Source organism: Nocardioides yefusunii, from assembly GCF_004014875.1.
GTDB lineage: Bacteria > Actinomycetota > Actinomycetes > Propionibacteriales > Nocardioidaceae > Nocardioides > Nocardioides yefusunii.
Genome location: NZ_CP034929.1, coordinates 2,458,576 through 2,480,958, shown reverse-complemented (window position 1 = coordinate 2,480,958; position 22,383 = coordinate 2,458,576). Strand labels below are relative to the sequence as shown.

At 70.0% G+C, this 22,383-nt stretch carries 19 protein-coding genes; 11 read left to right on the top strand and 8 right to left on the bottom strand.

The genetic code is table 11. From position 1 onward, the window contains the following. The first annotated feature begins 151 nt into the window (after positions 1 to 151). The 3 genes from EOV43_RS11285 (at position 152) to EOV43_RS11275 (ending at position 5,438) form a co-directional block, all read left to right on the top strand. On the top strand, positions 152 to 2,863 hold the full coding sequence (locus EOV43_RS11285; RefSeq protein WP_128221371.1) for an Ig-like domain repeat protein: 2,712 nt from the start codon (positions 152 to 154) through the stop codon (positions 2,861 to 2,863). A gap of 272 nt (positions 2,864 to 3,135) precedes the next feature. Continuing rightward, positions 3,136 to 4,344 carry a hypothetical protein gene (locus EOV43_RS11280; RefSeq protein WP_128221370.1) on the top strand — a complete coding sequence of 403 codons (1,209 nt, stop codon included), beginning with the start codon at positions 3,136 to 3,138 and terminating at the stop codon, positions 4,342 to 4,344. Beyond that, the gene (locus tag EOV43_RS11275; protein ID WP_128221369.1) at positions 4,341 to 5,438 is read left to right on the top strand and encodes a hypothetical protein; all 1,098 of its coding nucleotides are present in this window, start codon (positions 4,341 to 4,343) and stop codon (positions 5,436 to 5,438) included. The genes EOV43_RS11280 and EOV43_RS11275 overlap by 4 nt, the downstream gene beginning before the upstream one ends. Before the next feature lie 74 nt (positions 5,439 to 5,512). Here the strand turns inward: EOV43_RS11275 and EOV43_RS11270 are convergent, their stop codons facing one another. The 5 genes from EOV43_RS11270 to EOV43_RS11250 form a co-directional block, all read right to left on the bottom strand. Then, positions 5,513 to 6,853 carry a uracil-xanthine permease family protein gene (locus EOV43_RS11270; RefSeq protein WP_128221368.1) on the bottom strand — a complete coding sequence of 447 codons (1,341 nt, stop codon included), beginning with the start codon at positions 6,851 to 6,853 and terminating at the stop codon, positions 5,513 to 5,515. Between the two features lie 213 nt (positions 6,854 to 7,066). Beyond that, positions 7,067 to 7,723, bottom strand: coding sequence for a hypothetical protein (locus EOV43_RS11265; protein ID WP_128221367.1), 657 nt, complete (start codon positions 7,721 to 7,723; stop codon positions 7,067 to 7,069). Between the two features lie 121 nt (positions 7,724 to 7,844). Next, complete coding sequence (locus tag EOV43_RS11260) at positions 7,845 to 8,522, bottom strand: enoyl-CoA hydratase/isomerase family protein (RefSeq protein WP_128221366.1); 678 nt, start codon at positions 8,520 to 8,522, stop codon at positions 7,845 to 7,847. A 144-nt stretch (positions 8,523 to 8,666) separates the two neighbouring features. After that, a complete protein-coding gene (gene rlmC, locus EOV43_RS11255) occupies positions 8,667 to 9,806 on the bottom strand; it encodes a 23S rRNA (uracil(747)-C(5))-methyltransferase RlmC (RefSeq protein WP_128221365.1) in 1,140 nt (379 codons plus the stop codon). Then, the gene (locus tag EOV43_RS11250) at positions 9,806 to 11,278 is read right to left on the bottom strand and encodes an aminopeptidase P family protein (RefSeq protein WP_239022104.1); all 1,473 of its coding nucleotides are present in this window, start codon (positions 11,276 to 11,278) and stop codon (positions 9,806 to 9,808) included. The genes rlmC and EOV43_RS11250 overlap by 1 nt, the downstream gene beginning before the upstream one ends. A gap of 85 nt (positions 11,279 to 11,363) precedes the next feature. On the opposite strand from EOV43_RS11250, the gene EOV43_RS11245 reads away from it, so the two are divergent. The 5 genes from EOV43_RS11245 to ettA all read left to right on the top strand — a co-directional run bounded on the left by EOV43_RS11245 (position 11,364) and on the right by ettA (position 18,433). Beyond that, positions 11,364 to 12,506 carry a PrsW family intramembrane metalloprotease gene (locus EOV43_RS11245; protein WP_128221363.1) on the top strand — a complete coding sequence of 381 codons (1,143 nt, stop codon included), beginning with the start codon at positions 11,364 to 11,366 and terminating at the stop codon, positions 12,504 to 12,506. Continuing rightward, on the top strand, positions 12,503 to 14,308 hold the full coding sequence (locus EOV43_RS11240; RefSeq protein ID WP_239022103.1) for a dynamin family protein: 1,806 nt from the start codon (positions 12,503 to 12,505) through the stop codon (positions 14,306 to 14,308). Before EOV43_RS11245 ends, EOV43_RS11240 begins: the two co-directional genes overlap by 4 nt. A 154-nt stretch (positions 14,309 to 14,462) precedes the next feature. Then, the gene (locus tag EOV43_RS11235) at positions 14,463 to 16,115 is read left to right on the top strand and encodes a YfjP family GTPase (protein WP_128221362.1); all 1,653 of its coding nucleotides are present in this window, start codon (positions 14,463 to 14,465) and stop codon (positions 16,113 to 16,115) included. 172 nt (positions 16,116 to 16,287) lie between these two features. After that, positions 16,288 to 16,758, top strand: coding sequence for a single-stranded DNA-binding protein (locus EOV43_RS11230; RefSeq protein ID WP_128221361.1), 471 nt, complete (start codon positions 16,288 to 16,290; stop codon positions 16,756 to 16,758). Further along, on the top strand, positions 16,751 to 18,433 hold the full coding sequence (gene ettA / locus EOV43_RS11225; RefSeq protein ID WP_128221360.1) for an energy-dependent translational throttle protein EttA: 1,683 nt from the start codon (positions 16,751 to 16,753) through the stop codon (positions 18,431 to 18,433). The genes EOV43_RS11230 and ettA overlap by 8 nt, the downstream gene beginning before the upstream one ends. 92 nt (positions 18,434 to 18,525) lie before the next feature. On the opposite strand, the gene EOV43_RS11220 is transcribed toward ettA, so the two are convergent. Then, on the bottom strand, positions 18,526 to 19,023 hold the full coding sequence (locus EOV43_RS11220) for a MarR family winged helix-turn-helix transcriptional regulator (protein ID WP_128221359.1): 498 nt from the start codon (positions 19,021 to 19,023) through the stop codon (positions 18,526 to 18,528). A gap of 81 nt (positions 19,024 to 19,104) precedes the next feature. Between EOV43_RS11220 and EOV43_RS11215 the strand changes: the two genes are divergently transcribed. Beyond that, positions 19,105 to 19,980, top strand: a complete 876-nt coding sequence (locus EOV43_RS11215; RefSeq protein ID WP_164878703.1) for an acyl-CoA thioesterase — start codon at positions 19,105 to 19,107, stop codon at positions 19,978 to 19,980. 17 nt (positions 19,981 to 19,997) lie between these two features. On the opposite strand, the gene EOV43_RS11210 is transcribed toward EOV43_RS11215, so the two are convergent. Then, positions 19,998 to 20,393 (bottom strand): globin, encoded by a 396-nt coding sequence (locus EOV43_RS11210; RefSeq protein ID WP_128221358.1) that lies wholly within the window; start codon positions 20,391 to 20,393, stop codon positions 19,998 to 20,000. Positions 20,394 to 20,409: 16 nt separating this feature from the next. After that, a complete protein-coding gene (locus tag EOV43_RS11205) occupies positions 20,410 to 21,462 on the bottom strand; it encodes a mechanosensitive ion channel family protein (RefSeq protein WP_239022102.1) in 1,053 nt (350 codons plus the stop codon). A 149-nt stretch (positions 21,463 to 21,611) separates the two neighbouring features. On the opposite strand from EOV43_RS11205, the gene EOV43_RS11200 reads away from it, so the two are divergent. Further along, entirely contained in the window at positions 21,612 to 21,971 is a 360-nt protein-coding gene (locus EOV43_RS11200) for a hypothetical protein (protein ID WP_128221357.1), read from the top strand. Continuing rightward, positions 21,958 to 22,320: a DUF5130 family protein gene (locus EOV43_RS11195; protein WP_164878702.1), complete on the top strand. Its 363-nt coding sequence runs from the start codon at positions 21,958 to 21,960 to the stop codon at positions 22,318 to 22,320. Before EOV43_RS11200 ends, EOV43_RS11195 begins: the two co-directional genes overlap by 14 nt. Positions 22,321 to 22,383 lie beyond the last annotated feature (63 nt).

The following is a 22,383-nucleotide window of genomic DNA, read 5'->3' as shown; positions in this document are numbered from 1 at the left end:
CTCCGTGCAGCGGGAGCCACCCCCCAGACCCCGAGCGGGCGCCACCACCTGACACGTCACCGTCGACGTCCGGTGCTGCCCGCGTCCCGGCCCTCACCGGAACACCACCACGAGACCGTCCCGAGTCGGTCCCGAGTCCAGAGGACAGAACATGAAGAAGCAGTCACTCGCAGCGGTCAGCCTGACCCTGCTCGTCACCGGCCTCACCGCCCCGGCCGTCGTGGCCAGCGCCGAACCCGCCGAGTCCGCCGACTCGGTGGCCTCGCGTCAGGTCGCCTTCTCCGGCGAGAACACCAGCTTCGGCAGCGCCCTGTCGCAGAGCTCCTGCGACGTCAACGGCGACCAGATCGACGACACCGTCGTCGGCGACCAGAACTGGAACCGTCAGGGCCACGCCAAGGTCGGTGCCGCCTACGTCATCCTCGGCGCGAAGGACCGGATCGGCGGCGACACCACCGACCCGTCCTCGGCCAACGCCGTCCGTCTCGGCGGCATGGCCAAGACCGTGTCCGGCGGCATCTGGGCTGGCTTCTCGGTCTCCTGCCTGGGCGACGTCAACGGTGACGGCTTCGACGACGTCGTGGTCGGCCACGGCTCGCGCATGCACCACCAGGCTGCCGTGGTCTTCGGTGCCAAGGACTTCGGGCCCGTGGACCTGGGCAACCTGGGCGAGCGCGGCTACCTCATCAACGACCCGGGCGCTGACGACACCACGACCCGCGACAAGGCGACCGACAACTTCGGCCACTCGGTGGGTTCCGCCGGTGACGTCGACGGCGACGGCCTCGCCGACATCGCCGTCTCCGACAACCTGGCCGACTACAACGGCAACAACGCCGGTCGCGTCTGGATCGTCAAGGGCAAGAAGACCAGTGCCGACGTCGACGTCCAGGCCGACACCGACCAGGTCATCATGACGATCGACGGCACCGAGGGCAGCCGTCTCGCCGGAGCGACCTCGGTGGGCGACGCCAACGGCGACGGCAAGGCAGACCTCGTCATCGGCGCCTACACCGCCACCCCCTACGGCACCTCGGCCCCGGTCGCGGGTGCGGCCCACGTCGTCCACGGCGGTGTCTCCTCCCAGGTCGTCTTGGGCACTGACGAGGCCCCCGGGTTCGACGTCTTCGGTTCCACCCGCGGCCGTGACCGTCTCGGCATGTCGGTGGCTGCGATCGGTGACGTCAACGATGACGGCCTGACCGACTTCATCGCCGGCGGCGACGGTGTCACCAACGGCACCGCCACCCGTCACGGTGGCGCCGCGGTGGTCCTCGGTTCGGCCTCGACCAACACGGTCATGACCGACCCGACGTCGGAGATCAGCGTCTTCGAGTGCGCCGACGGTTCGGTGAGCGACGACTGCGCCGGCTCGGAGAAGATCGCCCGCGGTCACTGGATCAACGGCGCTTCCGCCAACTCCAAGGCCGGTTTCGCGGTCGCCGGCGTCGACGGCACCGGCGACGTCCTCGTGGGCGCCTACGGCGAGTCCCCGCGAGGTGCCGCCTACCTGCTGCACGTCGACGGCGAGCGCACCAGCACCCTCGAGCTCGCCGACCTGACCGCCGAGCAGGGCGAGCGTTTCACTCCCGACCTCGGCTCCGGCGCCTACGGCCGCACCCTGGCCTCCGTCGGTGACTTCGACGGCAACGGCGCGCAGGACTTCTGGTTCGGTGGCGCCTCCAGCACCCTCGCGATGGTGTTGCGCGGTGATCTCGACACCGAGGTCTCCGCCACCGCAGCCACCGACGTGGAGGCGGGCGAGGAGTCCACGCTGACGGTCCGTGTCGCCGCGCTCCTCGAGCAGTTCGCCGACGACGTGGCCGGCACGGTCACCCTCGCCGTGGACGGCGAGCAGGTCGCGGGTTCCACCGAGGTCGTCGACGGCGTGGCAGCGGTCACCGTCCCGGCCCTGGCCACGGGCGCCCACACGGTGTCCGCGACCTTCGTCCCCGCCGCCGGTGCAGGCGTCAAGGCCGGTACGGCCACGGCGGCCCTCGAGGTCGCTCCGCGTACCGCGAAGGGTCGTCTCTCCCTCGACAGTCGGACCGTCTCTGTCGGTGACGAGATCGAGGCAGTCCTCACCTCCGCCCAGGACCTGACCGGTGAGGTCGCCTTCGTCGTGGACGGCACCGAGGTCTCGACCGCTGCGTTCTCCGACGGCGAGGCCGTCGTCATGCTCTCGGGTCTCACCGCCGGTCGGCACACCGTCAAGGCCGTCTACGCCGGCGACGAGTCCTTCGCCGGGTTCGAGACCGCCGCCACGACGCTGCGCGTGAACAAGGTCGACGCCGAGATCGGTGCCGTGAAGGTCTCGAAGCGCTCGCTGGTGGCAGGCACCGGTCCGGTCACCGTCACCGTCGCGGTCCCGGGCGCAGGCTCCGGCACCGTGAACCTCTACGACAACGGCTCGCGCATCGGCGCCGCTGCCGTGCGCAGCGGAGTCGCCACCTTCACGTTGGTCTCGCCCCGGGCCGGCTCCCACGCCCTGAGCGCCCGCTTCCTGGGCAACGCCGAGCTCAAGGCCTCCAGCCTGAGCGACGAGACCGTCGTCCAGGTCCGCAAGGCGCGTCTGGCCAAGGTGAAGGTCGCGGCGAAGAAGTTCGCCCGGGGCAAGAAGCCGAAGGTCACCGTCATCCTCGGCAAGCTCGACAACGGGGCGTACCCGGTCGGCAAGGTCACCGTCACGAGCGGTGGACGGTCCTACACCAAGGCGGTCACCGCCGCCTCCCAAGGCAAGGTCGTCGTCACGCTGAAGGCGTCGACCACGAAGGTGCGTGTCCGCGCCGCCTTCACCCCGACCGATCGCGTCAACGTGGCCCCGGCCACGAGCGCGAAGGTCACCGTGGGCATGCGTCGCTGACGCGCAGGTTCAACGGGGACAGGGAGGGTGCTGCTGGGCACCCTCCCTGTGGGGTCTTCACCCACGGTGCACCCACACCTCGCCACGGGCACGGTGTGACGCAGGCCGGCGAGGGGGCTCCGGGCCTGACACGACACTGTGATGGAGATGACGTTTGAATCACCTCTTTCCTTGACCGAAGGCCGGAGAAAACGAGGCGGAACGCGGAGAATCGACGTCGGTCGTGGCCCCATCCGCGGGGCCGCCACGTCTCAGCTGGAGCCCCACCACACATGACAGCCGCCAAGGACGAAAGTCCCGGACGCGTCGCCTCCCTGTTCCGCCCGGTCCTCGACCGGCTCCCCGGCGCCGCCCGTCGCCCCCTCGCGGTGCTGGCGCTCGTTCTCCTCGCTGTCCTCCTGCGTCGGGCCGTCGTGCACGCCTTCGCCTGGCCGTACCTGTTCGGGGCCTGGGTGATCGACCGGATCGGCCTCGACGAGGGGCACCTGCTCGAGGTGCTCGTGCCGTGGTTCTTCGAACTGATCTGGCTGGCTCTGATCGCGCAGGTCGCGGTCTCGATCGCGGTGCAGTGGCGGGCCGAACGCCGTGCGGACCGCGGCATCCGCCTCTTCGAACGCGCCCACGGGGCCGAGATCGCAGAGCTGGAGCGCCGCATCGACCTGGCTCCCGGACTGATCGACGAGATTGAGAACGAGGCCGCTCGGATCGACCTCTCCGTGGCAGCCATCGACCACGGACTCCTCGTGCCCGGAGCCGTGGAGCTGGGGGAGCAGGACGAGTTCGGTTCCGGCCACGTCGGGGTGGCCCACCGTGCGTTGATGGCTCAGCTCGCCGATCCCGGACTCGACGTGACGGCGCTGCGTGCCCAGCTGGTGGCCCTGCGTGCGTCCGCCGGCGCAGATGTGGACGCCGTCCTCGACGCCGGTCAGGAGGACCTCGACCGCCTCGCCGTCCTGGAGGACCAGCGGGAACAGGCACGGACTGCTGGATCGGAGGCGGCCGGAGGCGGGGCCACGGTGCACCTCGACCCGACCGGCGCCGGCGCCAGTGCCTCGGTGATCGTTCCGGTCGAGCAGGGTGACCTGCTGCTCGACGCCCCCACGCGGGTCATGGAGACGGTCTGGGGACGCAGTGCCGAGCGTGCCGCCCGCACCGTCTGGGACGGTGTGCAGGCGTCCTTGGAGGCCGGTGAGCACGTCGAGGCCGTTTTCCGGGTCAAGCGCAAGCGGCCTCCGTTGGACGTGGTGGTGGTGACCGACCGTCGGCTGCTGGCCTACGACGTCACCTCGGCCGCGGCCGGTCCGACGCCGGTGCACGTCCTGCCGCTGGCCTCGATCGGTGCAGTGCGGATCGTCGGGTTCATGGAGGTCGTCGAACTCAGGATCACCGGCGCCGACGGCCTCGTGCTGGGTCCCCTGGGGCACACCGCCGACCGAGACCTGGTCCAGTGGGCCCTGCGTCCGAGAGGAGGTCGGGCATGAGTACGACCACGACGTCACGCACCGCTCGGCCTCGCCCCGCGCCGGTGCGGGCGCGCCGGGCCGCGACGGCCCTGGCTGCGGTCGGTCTGGTGACCTGGGGGATCGGTGCCGCCGGTGCCGCCCTGGAAGACACCGGATACGAGAAGAAGCTCCTCGTCGACGGTGGCGGAACGGTGCTGGTGCAGGCCGCCCAGCAGGTCTGCTGGCGCCTCGAGGCCCACGACGAACGCTCGTTGGGACGCACCACCGTCAGCGAGGCCGGGCACGCGGTGCCGAACTTCGTACGGGAGGGCTGCGGCAACGCCGACGTGGAACTTCCGGGAACAGTGATCTGGGGTGCCACCAGGTTCCAGGTCCAGGACCGTTCGGCTGAGGAGTTGGCGGCCTTCGTCTGGGCCGACCGTGGATCGGTGGTCAGTGGCGCGATCGCGACGCCGGGCGTCGTCGCCGACGGTGCTCAGGGCTACGTCCTTGACGTGGAGCACCGTGGCCGGGTCCTCGCCGGTGAGATCTCCGATGCTCGTGAGGTGGGGCCGACGTTCGCCGCGGGCGGTCGTGGGGTCCCGCCGGTGCAGGTGCGTCAGCGTCTGGAGGCGGCCGGTGCCGATCTCGGCCTCTTCACCGACGGCTTGGAGGAACTGGGTGCCCGCACCGCGGCCCGCCCGGTCGGTGACCTGCTGAGCGCCCGCGCCGACCTGCGCGACCTGATGCCCAGGGCCCGCAACGCGATCACCTACGCCACCTTCCTCACATCGCTGGTGGACCCCGCGACCTCGGTGGCCACGTTGGAGCAGTGGTTCGAGCGGTTCGCCTCGGGGAAGGCCGGGAAGACGCTGAAGGCCTCCGAGACGCAGCTGCGTCAGGTGGCGGCCCGGGTCCGGGTCGACACGGTGAAGGAGAGGTTGCGCAACGGCGCCAGCGCGGCGCAGTGGCGCGAGGCCGCGGCCGGGGTAGATGACCTGGTCCGGATCTCCCCGGACGAGGCCGAGCGCTGGGAGACCGCACGGGAACGTTGGCTCGCGCGTGCTGCCGAGGAGCAGCAGGCCGAGGACGCCGCGGCGCGCACCGCGGACCCGGACGCTGCGGAGCAGTAGACCTCATGACGTACGACGCCCCGCCCGGGAGGACCCGGGCGGGGCGTCGTACGTCATGAGGGAGCGGGGCCCGATCAGGCCTTCGCCTCCGCGGGGGCGGACTCGTCGTCGCCGCCACGGATCTTCTCGAGGGTGTTCATGAGGTGGTAGAGCACCAGGACGGCCGCGGTGCCCACCGCGATGCCGCCGAACTTCACGTCGCCCCACACGAGGACGTCGTTGCCCATGCCCATGGCCAGGATCAGGCCGACAGCGATCGGGAACAGGTTCTTCTGCAGGCCGAAGTCGACCTTTGCGTCGATCCACATGCGGACACCGATCAGGCCGATGACGCCGTAGAGGGCGAGCGTCGCGCCACCGATGACACCGTTGGGGATGGTGAAGAGGATCGCGCCGAACTTCGGCGAGAGCGAGAGCAGGATCGCGACCACGCCGGCCACCCAGTAGGCGGCGGTGGAGAAGACGCGGGTGGCGGACATGACGCCGATGTTCTCGCCGTAGGTGGTGGTGGCCGAACCGCTACCGAGACCGGCAACGACGGTGGCGGCACCGTCAGCGAAGAGGGTGCGTCCGGTCATCGAGTTGATCGAGTCGTCCTTCACCAGGTGCGCGACGGAACGGACGTGTCCGACGTTCTCGGCGACCAGCACGAAGAGGACGGGCAGGAACATCGGGAGGATGGTCCAGTCGACGCTGGGGGAGGTGAAGGTGGGCAGACCGATCCAGTCGGCAGCCTTCACGTCGTCGAAGTTGAGGACGCCCAGCGGCCAGGCGGCCAGGTAGCCGATCACGAAGCCGATCAGCACTGCGATCCGGCCGATGATGCCGCGGAACAGCGCCGCGATGATCACGATCGCGAAGACGGTCACAGCAGCCAGGAGCAGGTGGTCGTTGTCGACCGGCTTGCCGCCGGGGGCGAACGAACCGCCGGCGTTCAGGTTGATGACGTTGTTGTACGACGCCTGGGCCAGGTTGAAGCCGATCAGGGCCACGACGGCACCCATGACGGCAGGCGGCATCAGCGCGTGGATCCAGCCGGTGCCGACCTTGCCGACCAGCAGACCCACGGCGGCCAGTGCGGCACCGGTGAGGATGATGCCGAAGAGGGCGGCGGAGAAGTCGGAGCCGTTGGACGCTGCGATCACGGGGGAGATGAACGCGAACGACGAACCCAGGTAGCTGGGGACACGGTTGCGGGTGATCAGCAGGAACAGGATCGTGCCGACGCCCGAGAACAGCAGCGTGGTGCTGGGCGGGAAACCGGTGATGATCGGGACCAGGAAGGTCGCGCCGAACATCGCGACGACGTGCTGCGCGCCGAGGCCGATGGTGCGGGGCCAGGTGAGGCGTTCGCCCGGAGCGACGACCTCGCCGGGTGCGACGGACTTGCCGTCGCCGTGGATGGTCCAGGCCACTGTGGGGTTCCTCCTGAGGACAGGGCTCACCCGACAGCCGGGCTCGCGTCGGGGTGGAAGCCTACGCCCGGACGACGTCGTGGAGCCGACTGCGTGCACGCGACCGAACCGAGAGGGGCCCCGGCGTCACACGCCGGGGCCCCTCTCAGGACGTCACGGACTCAGCCGCACGCTGGTGTCTGGGCGCTCAGTCGCACTCCGGTGTCTGGGCGCTCAGTCGCACTCGTCGCACAGGCCGGTGGCGGGCAGCACCATGAAGCACGAGGAGCAGAACTTCTCCACCGCCTGGGTGAGTCGCACCTCGGGCTCGGGCTTGGCCGGCTTCGCCGCACGGGGAGCGCGGGCGGCGGTGCCGGTGCCGGGCACCCGGGTGCCGGCGGCTGCCGCACGCGGGGTGGTGGCACGGGTGGCTCGGGCCCGCACGGGGGTGGGTGCCGGGGCAGGCAGGACGGGCTCGGCGCCCTCCTCGGGGATCTCGGCGCCATGGACGCGGTAGAGCTCCTCGCGCTCGTTCGCGGCGTGCAGGTTGGGGTTCTCGACGAACTCCCCGCGCACGGCCTCGACGGTGTCGGCCCACCACTCGGGCATGGTGCCGTCGGTGTTGACCACGAGGGCGCCGAGCAGCGGCTCCGCGCGACGACGGCACTCCTTGGCGACGCGGAACAGCACGTCACCGATCCACGACGACGGAGTCGCGCGGTAGCGGATCCGGGTGCGCTCCTGCAGCTTCGCGGCGAAGTCCGGCAGGTAGATCACTGCGTGGTACTCCATCGCGACGTCCGAGAGGACGTGCCGGGCGGCGAGCGCGAAGGTCTCCCTCGCGTTCTCCTGGTCGATGGTGCGGGCCTCGATCCACGGAGTGTCGTTCACGTCGATGGATTCTACGGGCCGGATCCCGTCGGGACGTGGTCGCGGGGGTGCGTTCCCGGGAGGGTGTGACGCACCTCCCGAGAACGCGTTGCTGCGCCCCTCGTCAGAGAGCGATTTCAGCTCAGAGTGTGAGGTCAGCGGGCAACGGCGTGAGCAGAGCCGTGCTGGCGGAGGCGAACATGCGCTGCTTGATCGCCCCGATGGTGGTGCGCTTCTTGCCCGCCAACGGGGTGACCAGGGCGGCAGCCCGGGCGACGACGTCCGCCTCGGGTGCGGTGGCGTCGACGATCCCCGCGGCCAGTGCGTCGGCTGCGCTGAAACGACGCCCGGTGGTCATGGAGGCGATCTGGGCCTGCGGGGTCAGCTTGGCCTGGATCAGCGCGTTCATGCCCTCGGTGAAGGGGATGTCGATGTCGGCCTCGGGGAAGCAGAAGAACCCGCGGTCCTCGCGCATCACCCGGTAGTCGTGGGCGATCGCGAGCATCGCGCCGCCACCGAAGGCGTGGCCGTTGATCGCCGCGACGGTGGGCACGGGCAGCGTCAGCACCTTCTCGAACATCGCGTGGATCCGGTCGACGTACCAGGCGAGCTTCTCGGCGTTGCCCATCACCCACTCGAGGTCCAGGCCGTTGGAGAAGAACTTGTCGGCGCCGGTGGTGAGGAGCGCGACGGGTTCGCTGGAGGCTGCGATCTCGTCGAGCGTGTCGTGGACGAAGTCGAGGAACGCGGGGGAGAAGCGGTTCTCGCCCTCGTCCAGGCTGAGCGTCCAGAGAGCGTCGTCCTTGGTCAGTGCAGGCATGCTCGTCGTCCCTCGTCGTGGTGGCTGCGGGCCGCGGTCCGGGCCGCGGTGCGACCCACGCTACTGGCGAGTAATGAAACTGTCACCGGGTCAACAGGAAACTCCTGGAACCCGGTGACAGCGACGTTGCGGGGAAGGTGACTCTCAGCCCGCGCGGGTCAGCAGCACCAGCACCTCGAAGTGAGTGGTGTGCGGGAACATGTCGAGCACCCGGGCCCGGACCGGACGCAGTGACGGCATCGCCGCGAGGTCGCGGGCCAGGGAGGCGGCGTTGCAGGAGGAGTACAGGACCGACCGGGCGCCGGAGTTCTCCAGCCAGCCGGCCAGTTCCGCGCCGATCCCGCGACGCGGCGGGTTCACGACGACGAGGTCGGGTGCAGCCTCCTGGGCCAGAGCCCATGCAGTGGCGTCAGCGGCCACGAAGGTGGCTCCGGTCAGGTCGAGGTCGGCGGCGGTACGACGGGCCGACTCCACGGCCTGCGCGCTCACCTCGACGCCGGTGACCCGACGTGCGGGGTGGGAGTGAGCCAGGTGCAGGGCGAAGCCGCCCACGCCGCCGTAGAGGTCCCAGACCTCGGCGTCGTCGGGAACGGTGGTCAGTTCGTCCACCCACGCGACGGCCTCGCGGTACAGCGCGGCGGCGACCTCGGTGTTGGTCTGGAAGAACGACTGCGGACGCAGGTGCAGGTCGAGGTCGTTGACGGTCATGGTCAGCGTCTCACCGTGCAGCAGGATCTCCTCCTCGCCCTCCAGTACCGCGGCGTGCGCGGGCTGCAGGTTGACCGAGACGACGCGGGCGTCGATCGCCTCGAGCAGGGTCGGCAGATGCTTGCGGATCCTGAGCACCGACTCGGTCGAGCGCAGCACGAAGCGCACCATCAGGCCGCCGTCGGCGGCCTCGGTGACGAGCAGGTGCTTGAGTTCTCCCCGACGTGCAGCCACGTCGTAGGGGACAAGGCCGGCCAGGGTGACGAAGTCACGCAGCGCGGGCATCGCGGCGACCAGTCCGGCCGAGTGCAACGCGCAGTCGGTGAGGTCGACACCGGCGCCGTCGGGCGTACCGATGCCCAGGACGGGAGCGGTGACGGTGCCGGAGACCACCATCTTGGCCTTGCTCCGGAAACCCGACTCGGCCCCGGCGAACGCGGGCACCCATTCCCGCACCCCGAAGGGTGCGAGCAGGTCACGCAGGGTCTGTTCCTTGTCGGCCACCTGGGTGGCACGGGGGACCGGCAGCAGGGTGCACGAACCGCACCGTCCGGCGTCGAAGTGGTCGCACTGCATCAGCGGCGCAGCGCTCCCATCCACTCCTCGATCGCGGAGACCTCGCGCGGCAGCGAAGCCGAGAGGTTCTCGTTGCCGTCGGCGGTGACGAGGATGTCGTCCTCGATCCGGATGCCGATGCCGCGCAGCTCTGCCGGGACCAGCAGGTCGTCGGCCTGGAAGTAGAGGCCGGGCTCGACGGTCAGCACCATGCCCTCGGCGAGCTTCGCGTCGGTGTAGGCGCTCGGGGCAGCCTTGGCGCAGTCGTGGACGTCCATGCCGAGCATGTGTGACGTGCCGTGCAGGGTCCAGCGGGCGTACACGCGCGAGTTCGGGTCCAGCGCCTCCTCCGGGGAGCAGGGAAGCAGGCCCAGGTCGCCCAGACCGTGGGCCAGGACGTCCATCGCGGCGCGGTGCGCGGCGAGGTAGTCCGCACCGGGCTTCACCGCGGCGATGCCGGCGCTCTGCGCGGCGAGCACCATCTCGTAGAGCTCGCGCTGCAGCGGGGTGAAGGTGCCGTCCACCGGGAGCGTGCGGGTCACGTCAGCGGTGTAGAGGTTGGTGTTCTCCACGCCCATGTCGAGCAGGACGAGCTCGCCGGGCGTGATCGGGCCGGTGTTGTCGATCCAGTGCAGCGTGGTGGCGTGGCTGCCACCGCCGACGATCGAGTCGTAGCCCAGGTCGTTGCCCATCGCACGGGCGCGACGGAAGAAGGTGCCCTCGATCCAGCGCTCGCCGAACTCCAGGGCGCGGTCCCACTCGGAGACAGCGTCGTTGAATCCGAGCGCGGTGATGTCGCAGGCCTCGCGCAGCTGCGCGATCTCCCAGTCGTCCTTGACCAGACGCAGCTCGGAGGCGACACGACCGAGGTCGGTGTCCCGGGCGGCCTGCTCGGCGTCGGCGACGGGGAGGAGCGCGTCGACCTCGGCATGCACGCCACGGTGCACGCGGGTCGGGGTGCCGGAGGCCAGGAAGTCGGGCAGCTCGGAGACGTGGCGGACCTCGATCCCCAGCGACGACGACAACTCGCGGACACTGGCGCGCTCGCCGGCCCACAGAGCGCCGTACTGACGGTCGCGGAAGAACTCGTCGGAGTCACGACCCGAACGCGGACGCGCGAACAGCACCGGGGAGCCGTCGGGCTCGATCACCAGGACGGCGTCGGAGGTCTGGTTGCCGCTCAGGTGGGTGTGCGCGGTGTCGGGACGGAACCGGTAGTCGGTGTCGTTGGCGCGCATCTTGTAGCTGCCCGAGGGCAGGACGAGACGCTCGCCGGGGAACGCGGCGTGCAGGTCAGCACGACGACGGGCCGCCAGCGGCGCCACCGGGTGCTGGGGGAGGTCGGCGTCACGGTCCGCCCATCCGGTCCGCATGAAGTCGGCGTAGGCCTGCGGGACCGCAGGGTCGTGGGACTGCGTCCCGCCCTCCTGCGCGACCTGCTCGGTCGTCTCGGCGTCGGTGCTCTGGTCCGGGGTCTGGTCCTGCTCGTTCACGGATTCGACTGTACGCGGGCGTGACACGTCCCACCGCACCGACGAAGGCCTGACCCGCCGCTCCCACGCCACTAGGATTCCGGCCATGTCCCAGACCACAGCGGCCCGTCCTCACGTGGCCCGCCGCACCGAGAGCATCGCCTTCGTCCGGGTGGTCTCAGTGGCCTGCGTGGTGGGTGCGGTGCTGGTCGCCGGGGTGCTGCTGGCCTCGGGTGAACCCGCGGTCGTGGCCCTCGGCGTCGTCCTCGCAGCGCTGCCCGTGGGCCCCTTGGTGGGCTGCTACCTCTGGCTCGACCGCTACGAGCCCGAGCCGCGCAGTCTCCTGCTGGCCGGGTTCTGCTGGGGAGCCTTCGCCTCCACGACGTTGGCGGTCCTGCTGCAGCTGCCGCTCGGTGAGATCAGCGACGAGGTGGCCACCGTGGTCGCGGCGCCGCTGACGGAGGAGAGCACGAAGGGTTTCTTCCTGCTGATGCTGTTCTGGTGGCGACGCAGTGAGTTCGACGGCGTCCTCGACGGCATCGTCTACGCCGGCATGGTCGGCATCGGGTTCGCCTTCGTCGAGAACGCCCTCTACCTGGTGAGTGCCGTGGTGGAGGCCGAGGAGTTCGGCCTCGGGCCGGGGGAGGCACTGGGTGGCACGTTCGTCGTGCGCTGCCTGGTGAGCCCGTTCGCCCACCCGCTGTTCACGATGTTCACCGGTGTGGCGGTCGGACTGGCGATCGGCAGCCGTTCCGCCGTGGCCCGATTCTGTCTCCCCGTCGTGGGGTGGACGCTGGCCGTCGTCCTGCACGGCCTCTGGAACGGTGCCGCCACCTGGGCTGACGGTTCGGGGTTCCTGTTCGTCTACGTCGTGCTGATGGCTCCGGTCTTCGTGCTCGCGATCGGCCTCGCTCTCTGGGTGCGTGGCAACGAGCGCAGAGTGCTCACCGCAGCCCTCCTCGACGCCGCCCGGCGGGGCCTCCTGCCCGAGACCGACATCCCTTGGCTGGTCGACCTGAGGGCTCGCCGGCTCGCGCGCTCGTTCGCCCGCACGTACGGTGAGGAGGCGGGGCTACGTGCGATGGAGGAATACCAGCAGGCAGCCGTTGAGTTCGGTTTCCTCCATCACAGATATCTTCGTGGTACTCCGCCACCGGACTTCGCTGCTCGCGGCGCGTCCTTCGTGGCTCGGCTCAGTGCCGTCCGTCCTCTCATCTCCTTTCCCGGACAGGTGGTTCCCACCCGATGAACACCCCCCACAACGAGGGCTCCTCGACGCAGGGCTCGTTCGACCACGCTGACGCAGCGGTGAGCGGTGAGGACACCTCCGACATCTCCGTCAAGGGCGCCCAGATGCTGACTGCCCTGGTGCAGTTGCGCGGTGCGCTCCAGAGCGCGGAGCTGGCCCTCGACGTCCCCGGCGTCGAGGAGCAGCGCAAGGCCCGTGACGAGATGGTCAGCCAGCTCGAGGACTACGTGATTCCGCGCCTGATGACGATCGAGGCGCCGATGCTCGCCGTCGTCGGTGGCTCCACCGGTGCCGGCAAGTCGACGCTGGTCAACGCCCTGGTGGGCAAGCAGGTCACCACCTCCGGCGTGTTGCGCCCCACGACCCGCAGCCCTGTCCTGGTGCACCACCCCGACGACGCCCACTGGTTCCGTCAGGACCGCCTCCTGCCGGACCTGGAGCGCGTCGACCGTTCCACCGACGACCCGCGCGCGCTGCAGCTCGTCGGTTCCTACGCCATCCCGCAGGGCCTCGCGATCCTCGACGCCCCTGACGTCGACTCCGTCGAGGAGGCGAACCGTCTCCTGGCCGCCCAGCTGCTGGCGGCCGCCGATCTCTGGCTCTTCGTCACCTCCGCGGCCCGCTACGCCGACCAGGTGCCGTGGGAGTTCCTGCGCCACGCCGCCGAGCGTTCGGCCGCGGTCGCGATCGTCCTGGACCGCACCCCCGACGACGCGCTCGAGACCGTCGCGACCCACCTGGCCCGGATGATGGCCAGCCGTGGTCTCAAGGACTCCCCGCTCTTCACGGTCCCCGAACGCCCGATGGACTCGCGCGGGCTGCTTCCGCCCGATGCCGTTGCCGACGTGCGCGGATGGCTCGACATGCTCGCCGAGGACTCCGAGGCGCGTGCCGGCGTGGTCCGTCAGACCCTCGAGGGTGCGATCCGCACCGTCGCGCGTCGTACCCACGAGGTCGCGGACGCCTCGGCCGAGCAGGCCGGTGTCCAGAAGCGTCTGGCCGACGACGTCGACGCCGCCTACATGGCAGCGCAGGCCAAGGTCACCGAGGCTCTCTCCGACGGCACCCTGCTGCGTGGCGAGGTGCTCGCACGCTGGCAGGAGTTCGTCGGCACCGGCGAGCTGCTGCGTTCCCTGGAGGACCGCGTCGGTCGTCTGCGCGACAAGCTGATCGGCGCGATCAAGGGCAAGCCCCAGCAGGCCGAGCGGGTCACCGTCGCGGTCGAGTCCGGTCTGGAGACGCTGCTCCTGGAGCATGCCGAGGCCGCTGCCGAACGCGCCGCGGAGTCGTGGAAGTCCCTCGCGTCGGGTCAGCGTCTGCTGCTCGAGTGCGACTACGACCTCTCCCGCGCCTCGCGTGACTTCCGTCGCCGTGCCGAGCAGGCCGTGCGCGACTGGCAGGCCGGCGTCCTGGAGATGGTCCGCACCGAGGGCGCCGACAAGCGCTCCACCGCGCGGTTCCTCGCCTACGGCGTCAACGGCCTGGGCGTGGCCCTGATGGTCGTCGTCTTCGCCCACACCGGCGGTGCCCTGGTGGGGGCCGAGGCCGGCGTGGCCGGTGGCAGCGCGCTCCTGGGGCAGAAGGTCCTCGAAGCGGTCTTCGGCGACCAGGCGGTGCGGACCCTCGCAGCGCGGGCCAAGGAGGACCTCGAGCGTCGGGTCACCAAGCTGCTCGACGCCGAGCGCGACCGTTTCGTCCTGGTCCTCGCCGGGATCGGTGACGCACGGGAGGCCTCGGAGAACGTCCGTGAGGCAGCTCGTCGCGTCGACGACCTCCGTTTCGCACTCAGTCAGGGCGAATGATGGGTGGCGGTGTCGTGGGAGCTGCTGGTGCCTGTGATGCCGTCGTGACCCGATCGGTTCGTTCTCGGTGCGCCTCCACAGCCCGGCGGTGTGTCGAGACCTCGACCCGCGCCCTATTCTTGGTCTGATTTCGAATCCCAATGTTGAGGACACGATGACGTCGCTTCTCGAAGGTGCCAAGAAGTTGGTCACCCGCGGATCTGACCTGGGCGCTCGCGTCGAGGGTCTCGAACAGGCCGTCGAGGCCGCCCGCGGTCGCCTGGACGACTCCCTGCTCGACGACACCGCAACGGTGGTGGAGCGGGCTGCCGGCCGTCTGCGGATCTCCGCGGAGCACACCATCGTCGCGCTCGCCGGAGCCACCGGTTCGGGCAAGTCGTCCACGTTCAACGCTCTCACCGGGCTCGACCTGAGTGCGGTCGGCGTGCGTCGTCCCACCACCTCGTGGGCCACCGCCTGCGTGTGGGGTTCCGAAGGCGCCCCCGAGCTGCTGGAGTGGATGGGCGTCCCGGCCCGACACCAGGTCACCCGTGACTCGATGCTGAGCGACACCACCACCAGGGACGAGCTCGACGGCGTCGTCCTCCTCGACCTCCCCGACCACGATTCGACCGAGGTCTCCCACCACCTCGAGGTCGACCGTCTGGTCCACCACGCCGACCTGCTGGTCTGGATCCTCGACCCGCAGAAGTACGCCGACGCGGCGATCCACGACCGATACCTGTCCCAGTTCAAGGGCCACGAGGACGTCATGCTCGTCGTCCTCAACCAGATCGACCGGGTCCCGGCGGAGCGCCGGGGCGCGATGGTCGACGACGTGCGTCGTCTGCTGGTCGCGGACGGTCTCAACGGCGTGCCGGTGATCCCGGTCAGCGCCCAGGAAGGCTGGGGCGTCGCCGAGCTGCGCGGTGCGATCGCGAAGAAGGTCGCTTCCAAGAAGGTGGCCCGCAAGCGTCTCGAGGCCGACGTCAAGGTCGCCGCCGCCACCCTCGAGAACTACGTCGGCACCGCGCCGGCCCCCAAGCTGTCCGACGAGCGGGTCGCTGCGCTCGAGGACGCCCTGGCCGACGCCGCCGGCGTGCCCACGGTCGTCAAGGCCGTCCAGGACTCCACCCGTCTGCGCGCCAACCGTGCCACCGGCTGGCCGGTCACGGCCTGGGCCTCCCGGTTCAAGCCGGACCCCCTCAAGCGACTCCACCTCGACCTCGGAGACGCCGGCAAGGAACTCACCGGTGCCGCCCGCACCTCGGTCCCGGAGGCCACCCAGGTGCAGCGAGCCCGGGTCGACTCCGAGGTCCGTGCACTGGTCGACGACGCCACCACTGGGTTCCGTCCCGCGTGGGCGAGCGCCGTCCGGGCCGCCTCGGTGGCCCGTCTCCCCGAGATCGGCGACCGTCTCGACCGTGCGCTGGGGGCCACCGATCTGGGCGCCGAGAAGGTGCCGGGCTGGACCGTCGTGGTCCGCCTGCTGCAGTGGCTCCTGATCGCCCTGGCTCTCGCGGGCGCCGGCTGGCTGGTGCTGTCGATGCTCTCGACCGCCTCGGGCGCCGACGCCTCCACCCCGTCCTGGCTCGGACTGTCCGCACCGGTGCTGATGCTGGTCTCAGGGATCGGCCTGGGTCTCCTGCTCGACCTGGTCTGCAAGGGCCTGGTCGCGGTCAGTGCCCGCAACCGTGCCGCGGCTGCCGACGCCCGGCTGCGTTCCTCGATCCGGGCCGTCTCCGACGACCTGGTCGTCGGGCCGGTCAACGCCGAGCTGGCCTCCTACGCCGCCGCCCGTCAGGGACTCGCCGCCGCCCTGCGCTGATCCGACGGCGCTGATCCGCCGAGCCGGGAGCCACCGCACGTCCCCAGCCGGACCATGAGGGCTTCCACACCCGCTTCACCCACAGGCCCCACGAGGACGTCTCCTCGTGGGGCCTCGTGCGTTCCACGCTGGTGCCCGCCCCGGAACGGCCGGGAACGAGGAGGAGCGCAGCATGAACGAGGACCGGATCACCTTCAGCGGCAACGTCGGCAGCCGGGTCGAGCTCGGCGCCGTGGGGGAGGGCGTCGCCGTGGCGAGTTTCCGGGTGGGGAGCACCCCGCGCCGGCTCCGTGACGGACGCTGGGAGGACGGCGAGACCGCCTGGTACACCGTCAAGGCCTGGCGTCAGCTAGCCGACAACCTCGCTGCCTCACTCAGCGTCGGCGACCCGGTGCTGGTGACGGGTCGGGTGAGCGCGGAGACGTGGACGGCGCAGGACGGCACCCTGGTGACCCGGCACGTCGTGGTCGCGGCCTCGGTGGGCCACGACCTCACTCGGGGACGCAGCACCTTCGTCCGGCCCGGACGTCAGCAGCCACAGGTCGAGACGCCGGGGGACGCCGTGGGCGAGGACACGGAGGAGGCTTGTGCCGCGATGGACACCGACGCAGGAGACCCCGGTAGGCTCACGTCCCATGGCTGAGTACGTATTCACCTTGCGCAATGTGCGCAAGGCCCATGGTGACAAGGTCGTTCTCGACAACGTCACCCTCTCGTTCCTGCACGGCGCCAAGATCGGCATCGTCGGTCCCAACGGTGCCGGTAAGTCGTCGCTCCTGAAGATCATGGCCGGTCTTGACCGACCCAACAACGGCGACGCGATCCTGGACCCTGAGGCAACCGTCGGCATGCTCCAGCAGGAGCCGCCGCTGACCGAGGGCAAGACCGTCCTGGAGAACGTCGAGGAGGCCGTCTTCGAGATCAAGTCGAAGATGAAGCGCCTCGACGAGGCGTACATGGAGATGGGCGACCCGGACGCCGACCAGGACGCCCTGATGGCCGAGACCGGTGACCTCCAGACCTTCCTGGACAACGCCAACGCCTGGGACATCGACTCCCGTCTCGAGCAGGCGATGGACGCGCTGCGTTGCCCGCCGCCCGAGGTCCTGGTCGACAACCTGTCGGGTGGTGAGCGTCGCCGCGTCGCGCTCTGCAAGCTCCTGTTGCAGCAGCCCGACCTGCTCCTCCTCGACGAGCCCACCAACCACCTGGACGCCGAGTCGGTCCAGTGGCTCGAGGGTCACCTCAAGAGCTACCCGGGCGCCGTCCTGGCGATCACCCACGACCGTTACTTCCTCGACAACGTCGCCGAGTGGATCGCCGAGGTCGACCGCGGCTCGATCCACGGCTACGAGGGCAACTACTCCACGTACCTGGAGACGAAGAAGGAACGCCTCAAGATCGAGGGCCAGAAGGACGTCAAGCGCGCCAAGATGCTGGAGAAGGAACTCGAGTGGGTTCGCTCCAACGCCAAGGCACGTCAGACGAAGTCGAAGTCGCGTCTGGCTCGCTACGAGGAGCTCGCGGCCGAGGCTGACAAGGCCCGCAAGATCGACACCGCTGACATCAACATCCCCCCGGGCCCGCGCCTGGGTGACATCGTGCTCGAGGCCGAGAAGCTCACCAAGGGCTTCGAGGGTCGTGTGCTGTGGAACAACATCTCCTTCACCCTGCCCCGCGCGGGCATCGTCGGCGTCGTCGGCCCCAACGGTGTCGGCAAGACCACCCTGTTCCGCATGATCACGGGCAACGAGGAGCCGGACTCCGGCAAGCTCACCGTCGGTCAGACCGTCAAGATCTCCTACGCTGACCAGAGCCGCGGCGGCATCGACCCGAACAAGAACGTGTGGGAGGTCGTCTCCGACGGTCTCGACCACATCAAGGTCGCCAACTTCGAGATGAACTCGCGCGCCTACGTCGCGTCGTTCGGCTTCAAGGGTCCGGACCAGCAGAAGAAGGCCGGCGTCCTCTCCGGTGGTGAGCGCAACCGCCTCAACCTGGCGCTGACGCTCAAGCAGGGCGGCAACATGCTGCTCCTCGACGAGCCCACCAACGACCTCGACGTCGAGACCCTCTCGGCTCTCGAGGACGCGCTCCTGGACTTCCCCGGCTGCGCCGTGGTCACGTCCCACGACCGTTGGTTCCTGGACCGGGTCGCCACCCACATCCTCGCCTGGGAGGGCGACGACGAGGACGGCGCCAAGTGGTTCTGGTTCGAGGGCAACTTCGCCTCGTACGAGGCCAACAAGATCGAGCGTCTCGGCCAGGAGGCGGCACGTCCGCACCGTGTCACGCACCGTCGCCTGACCCGCGACTGATCGCGCCCACGCGCCAGCCATGACGAAGGCCCCGACCGGTGAGGTCGGGGCCTTCGTCGCGCCCGGGAAAGCGCAGGTCGTGAGGTGTCGGGTCAGGCGGTGCCGCGGAACTCCATCGCGGGGTGCCGTCCGATCAAGTGGTCGGCGACCGCGTTCATCACCCGTCCGGCGATCTCGAACTCCTCGTCGCTGACCAAGTCGATCAGGTTGGCGCGGACACCTCGCACATGCACGTGCGAGGCCTCCTGCAGGACCGCGAAGCCCTTGTCGGTCATGGTGGCGACCACGCCACGGCCGTCGTCCGGGGACGCGCTGCGGGCGACGTGCCCGGCGCGTTCCATCCGGTCGATGGTGTGGGTGACCCGGCTGCGGCTGTGGGCCAGCGCGTCAGCCAGGTGGGCCATCCGCATGCAGCGTCCCTCTCGTTCGGAGAGACGCACGAGGATCTCGTACTCGGTGAGTGAGATGTCGTGGTTGCGGCGCAGGTCGTCGTCGAGCCTGTCCATCAGCAGCGTGTGCCCCAGCAGGAACGCACGCCAGGCACGCTGCTGGGACTCGTCGAGCCAGTTGGTTTCCCCCGGATAGGTCATGGGGCGACCTTAGCGGTCCGGAACCGTCGTCGCTCGGAGGCCCACGGAGCGCAGAGTGCCGGGTCGTGGCACGATCCAACGGTGCGCCACGTCTACCAGTGCCCCCTGCGATGGGCTGACCTCGATCCGCTCCAGCACGTCAACAACGTGAAGTACCTGGACTACCTCCAGGACGCCCGAGTCGACTTCCTGCGTACGATCGCGCCGGGTCTGCGGGCCGACGCCGCGTCCGACGCCGTCGAGGCGTTGGTCGTGGTCGCCCACGACATCACCTACGCCGCCCCGCTCGCGCTGCACCGCAGCGTCGACGTCGAGTGCTGGATCTCGGAGGTGAAGGCCGCGACCTTCACGATCTCCTACGAGATCGTCACCCGGGTGGGGGAGCAGCGGGTCGTGCACGCGAGCGCGTCGACCGTCCTGACGCCGTTCGTCTTCGCCGAGCAGCGTCCCCGTCGACTGGCTGCCGAGGAACGGGCCCTGCTGAAGGGATGGATCGAGAACCCCACGCCGAGCACGCCGCTCCCGCCGATGCGTCCCCACCTCACGCCCGCGGGGCACTACGACCTGAACGTCCGGTTCTCCGACGTGGACGCCTACGGCCACGTCAACAACGTCACCTTCCTGGAGTACCTGCAGGAAGGACGCATCGCCTTCACCGCCGAGCTGCGCAACCAGCTGGAGCCGCAGGACCGCACCTCGGTGGTCGTCGCGCGGACCCGGATCGAGTACGTGCGTCAGATGCACCACCGGGTCGAGCCCTACGCCGTCGTCAGCTGGATCGAGAGCATCGGCAACCGCTCGATGGTGGTCGAGTCCGAGATCCGTGACGGTGACGTCGTCCACGCCCGTGCCTCGGTCGTGCTGGTCTTCTTCGACCCCGAGACCCAGCGCAGCGCAGCGCCGTCAGCGGCGATGCGGGCGTTGGTCGAGTCGAGGGTGGCCCCGGCCGGCCGCTGAGCGTCAGGTGCTGAGCCTCAGGAAGTGGGGGAGTCCTCGGCGTTGAGCATGAACGCGGCGGCGTTCTCCACGTAGTCCCAGAAACGGGTGCGCTGCTCCGGGGTCAGCTCGACGGCGTCGAGCCCGGCCGCGAAGTGGCGCAGCCAGTGCTGGGCCGAGGTGGGGGTGACGGCGAACGGCGCGTGCCGCATCCGCAGACGCGGGTGGCCGCGCAACTCGCCGTAGGTGCTCGGACCGCCCCAGTACTGGGCCAGGAAGAGCGTGAAGCGCTCCGCGGCGGGGCCGAGGTCGGCCTCGGGGTACATGGGGCGCAGCACCTCGTCGTCCGCGACCCCTGCGTAGAAGGTGTCCACGATCGTGCGGATGGTGTCCATCCCGCCGATCTCGTCGTAGAAGGTGCTCACGGGTTCCATTCTGCCTCCCTCCTGCTCAGTCGTCAGATCCGGTGACGCTCTCCACCGACGCGGTGGTCTCGTCGCTGACGTAGCGGGTGTGCGGCACGACGATGCCCTCGGCCTCGAAGCGGACCTTGATCCGCTCACGCAAGGCTCGGGCGACGGCCCACTGTTCCATCGGGGCGGTCTTCACCGAGAGGCGCACGACGATGCCCTCGGCCGAGATCGACTCCACGCCCGGGACGACGGGCTGCTCGATGATCCGGCCCTCGAAGTCCTCGTCGTCGCGCCACAGGGCGGTGGCCAGGTCGAGCAGGGTCTCGCGGACGTGGAACAGGTCGGCCTCGTGGGAGACGGTGACGTCGAGGACGGCACGGGCCCAGTTCTGGCTCATGTTGCCGACCTTGGTGACCTCGCCGTTGCGGATGTACCAGACGGTCCCGTTGCCGTCGCGCAGGCGCGTCACGCGCAGGGTGACGGCCTCGACGGTGCCCTGGATGTCGTTGACCCGGATCACGTCACCGACGCCGTACTGGTCCTCGAAGATCATGAAGATGCCCGAGAGGAAGTCCTTGACGAGGGTCTGGGCACCGAAACCGATGGCGACACCGACGATTCCGGCCGAGGCGATGATCGGGGCGATGTTGAAGCCCATCTCGCTGAGGATCATCGTGAACGCGACCGCTCCGATGACACCGGAGATGACGCTCTTGAGCAACGAGCCTATGGTGCGCGCGCGTTGGGCGCGGCGGGTGGAGTCGGTCAGGTCGGTGCTGGCGGTGCCCTCGGCGCTGCGGCCGAGCGGGATCTCCTGCATCCGGGCAGTGACCTTGTCGGGAACGAACGGGGTCTCGGCACTGCGCACGATCCGGTCGACGACGCGGTGCAGGAACCACCGCACGACGACGGCGACCAGCAGGATCGCAGCCACGACGAGGGGTTTGCCGATGACGACGTCGGCCAGGTCGGCGAGGGTCTGGTTGCCGGTCATGTCGAGGACCCAGCCACAGATGTCCTCGTCGGCGGAACAGCGGGGGGAGGCGACCGGAATCGTGGGGGCGTCGGTCGCGACGTGGTGGAGCAGCATGGATCCCAGTATGCGGGGGAGCGGCGCGGAGTACGGCTGCGCCGGTACGGGCGGAGCCGCGTCGGGTCCGGCGCGGGGGTGAGCAGGACCACGCGTGGGGGCCCGGATCGGTGACCGAGGTCCGAGGGTGACGCGATACCCTAGGGGGCGTGACCACCAAGAGCACCTCCGTGACCCGCCCCGCCCGCGCCCTGCGCTCGTCGCTGCGCCTGTCCGTGCCGGCGGCGGTCGCCGGTTCCGCACTGGTTGCCGGCCCGGCCTTCGCCGACGTTCCCGAGGTCTGGACCCGTCCGGACGAGCCGCAGTTCTTCGAGTTCTTCATGATCCTCGTCGGCTTCCCCGTGATCGTCGCCCTGGTCGTCTACGCGCTCGTCTCCGTGGCGAACCTCCGCAAGAAGGAGAGCCCGTACTCCGGCATCGAGGGCCAGTGGGCCGGCGGTACCGACGGCAAGGGTCTTCACGCTGCTGAGTCCGCTCCCGGCGCCGGTGGCGCGAGTGGCTCGTTCTGACCTTTCGTCGCGCCAGCGGGCCCAGCTCGACCGCGCGATCCGGGAGGCCGAGACCGCCAGTCGCGTCGAGTTCTCCGTCTTCCGTGGCACGCTGACCGCTGATCCCACGGGTCACGCGGCCAAGCTGCACGGCATGATGGCCGCCCCGGACCGCAGTGTCCTGGTCGCCGTCGACCCGAAGGCCCGCGTCATCGAGATCGTGACCGGTGCAGCCGTGCGCGGCCGTCTCACCGACGCGAAGGTCCGCAAGGTCGTGAAGGCGATGGGCAAGTCCCTCGCCGCGGGCGACCAGGTGGGCGCGCTCACCGACGCACTGGCTCAGCTGGCCAAGGACGCCCGTACCCGCTGAACCACTCCGCCCCGGTTCTCACCGCCGGGCCGGAACGCAGAAGGCCCCGACTCCCGTGAGGGA

What these genes read in the sequence shown, in the direction of transcription:
- EOV43_RS11285 (WP_128221371.1), top strand. Translation starts at nt 152, where the DNA reads ATGAAGAAGCAGTCACTCGCAGCGGTCAGCCTGACCCTGCTCGTCACC.
- EOV43_RS11280 (WP_128221370.1), top strand. Translation starts at nt 3,136, where the DNA reads ATGACAGCCGCCAAGGACGAAAGTCCCGGACGCGTCGCCTCCCTGTTC.
- EOV43_RS11275 (WP_128221369.1), top strand. Translation starts at nt 4,341, where the DNA reads ATGAGTACGACCACGACGTCACGCACCGCTCGGCCTCGCCCCGCGCCG.
- EOV43_RS11260 (WP_128221366.1), bottom strand. Translation starts at nt 8,522, where the DNA reads ATGCCTGCACTGACCAAGGACGACGCTCTCTGGACGCTCAGCCTGGAC.
- rlmC (WP_128221365.1), bottom strand. Translation starts at nt 9,806, where the DNA reads ATGCAGTGCGACCACTTCGACGCCGGACGGTGCGGTTCGTGCACCCTG.
- EOV43_RS11245 (WP_128221363.1), top strand. Translation starts at nt 11,364, where the DNA reads ATGTCCCAGACCACAGCGGCCCGTCCTCACGTGGCCCGCCGCACCGAG.
- EOV43_RS11240 (WP_239022103.1), top strand. Translation starts at nt 12,503, where the DNA reads ATGAACACCCCCCACAACGAGGGCTCCTCGACGCAGGGCTCGTTCGAC.
- EOV43_RS11235 (WP_128221362.1), top strand. Translation starts at nt 14,463, where the DNA reads ATGACGTCGCTTCTCGAAGGTGCCAAGAAGTTGGTCACCCGCGGATCT.
- EOV43_RS11230 (WP_128221361.1), top strand. Translation starts at nt 16,288, where the DNA reads ATGAACGAGGACCGGATCACCTTCAGCGGCAACGTCGGCAGCCGGGTC.
- ettA (WP_128221360.1), top strand. Translation starts at nt 16,751, where the DNA reads ATGGCTGAGTACGTATTCACCTTGCGCAATGTGCGCAAGGCCCATGGT.
- EOV43_RS11220 (WP_128221359.1), bottom strand. Translation starts at nt 19,023, where the DNA reads ATGACCTATCCGGGGGAAACCAACTGGCTCGACGAGTCCCAGCAGCGT.
- EOV43_RS11210 (WP_128221358.1), bottom strand. Translation starts at nt 20,393, where the DNA reads ATGGAACCCGTGAGCACCTTCTACGACGAGATCGGCGGGATGGACACC.
- EOV43_RS11205 (WP_239022102.1), bottom strand. Translation starts at nt 21,462, where the DNA reads ATGCTGCTCCACCACGTCGCGACCGACGCCCCCACGATTCCGGTCGCC.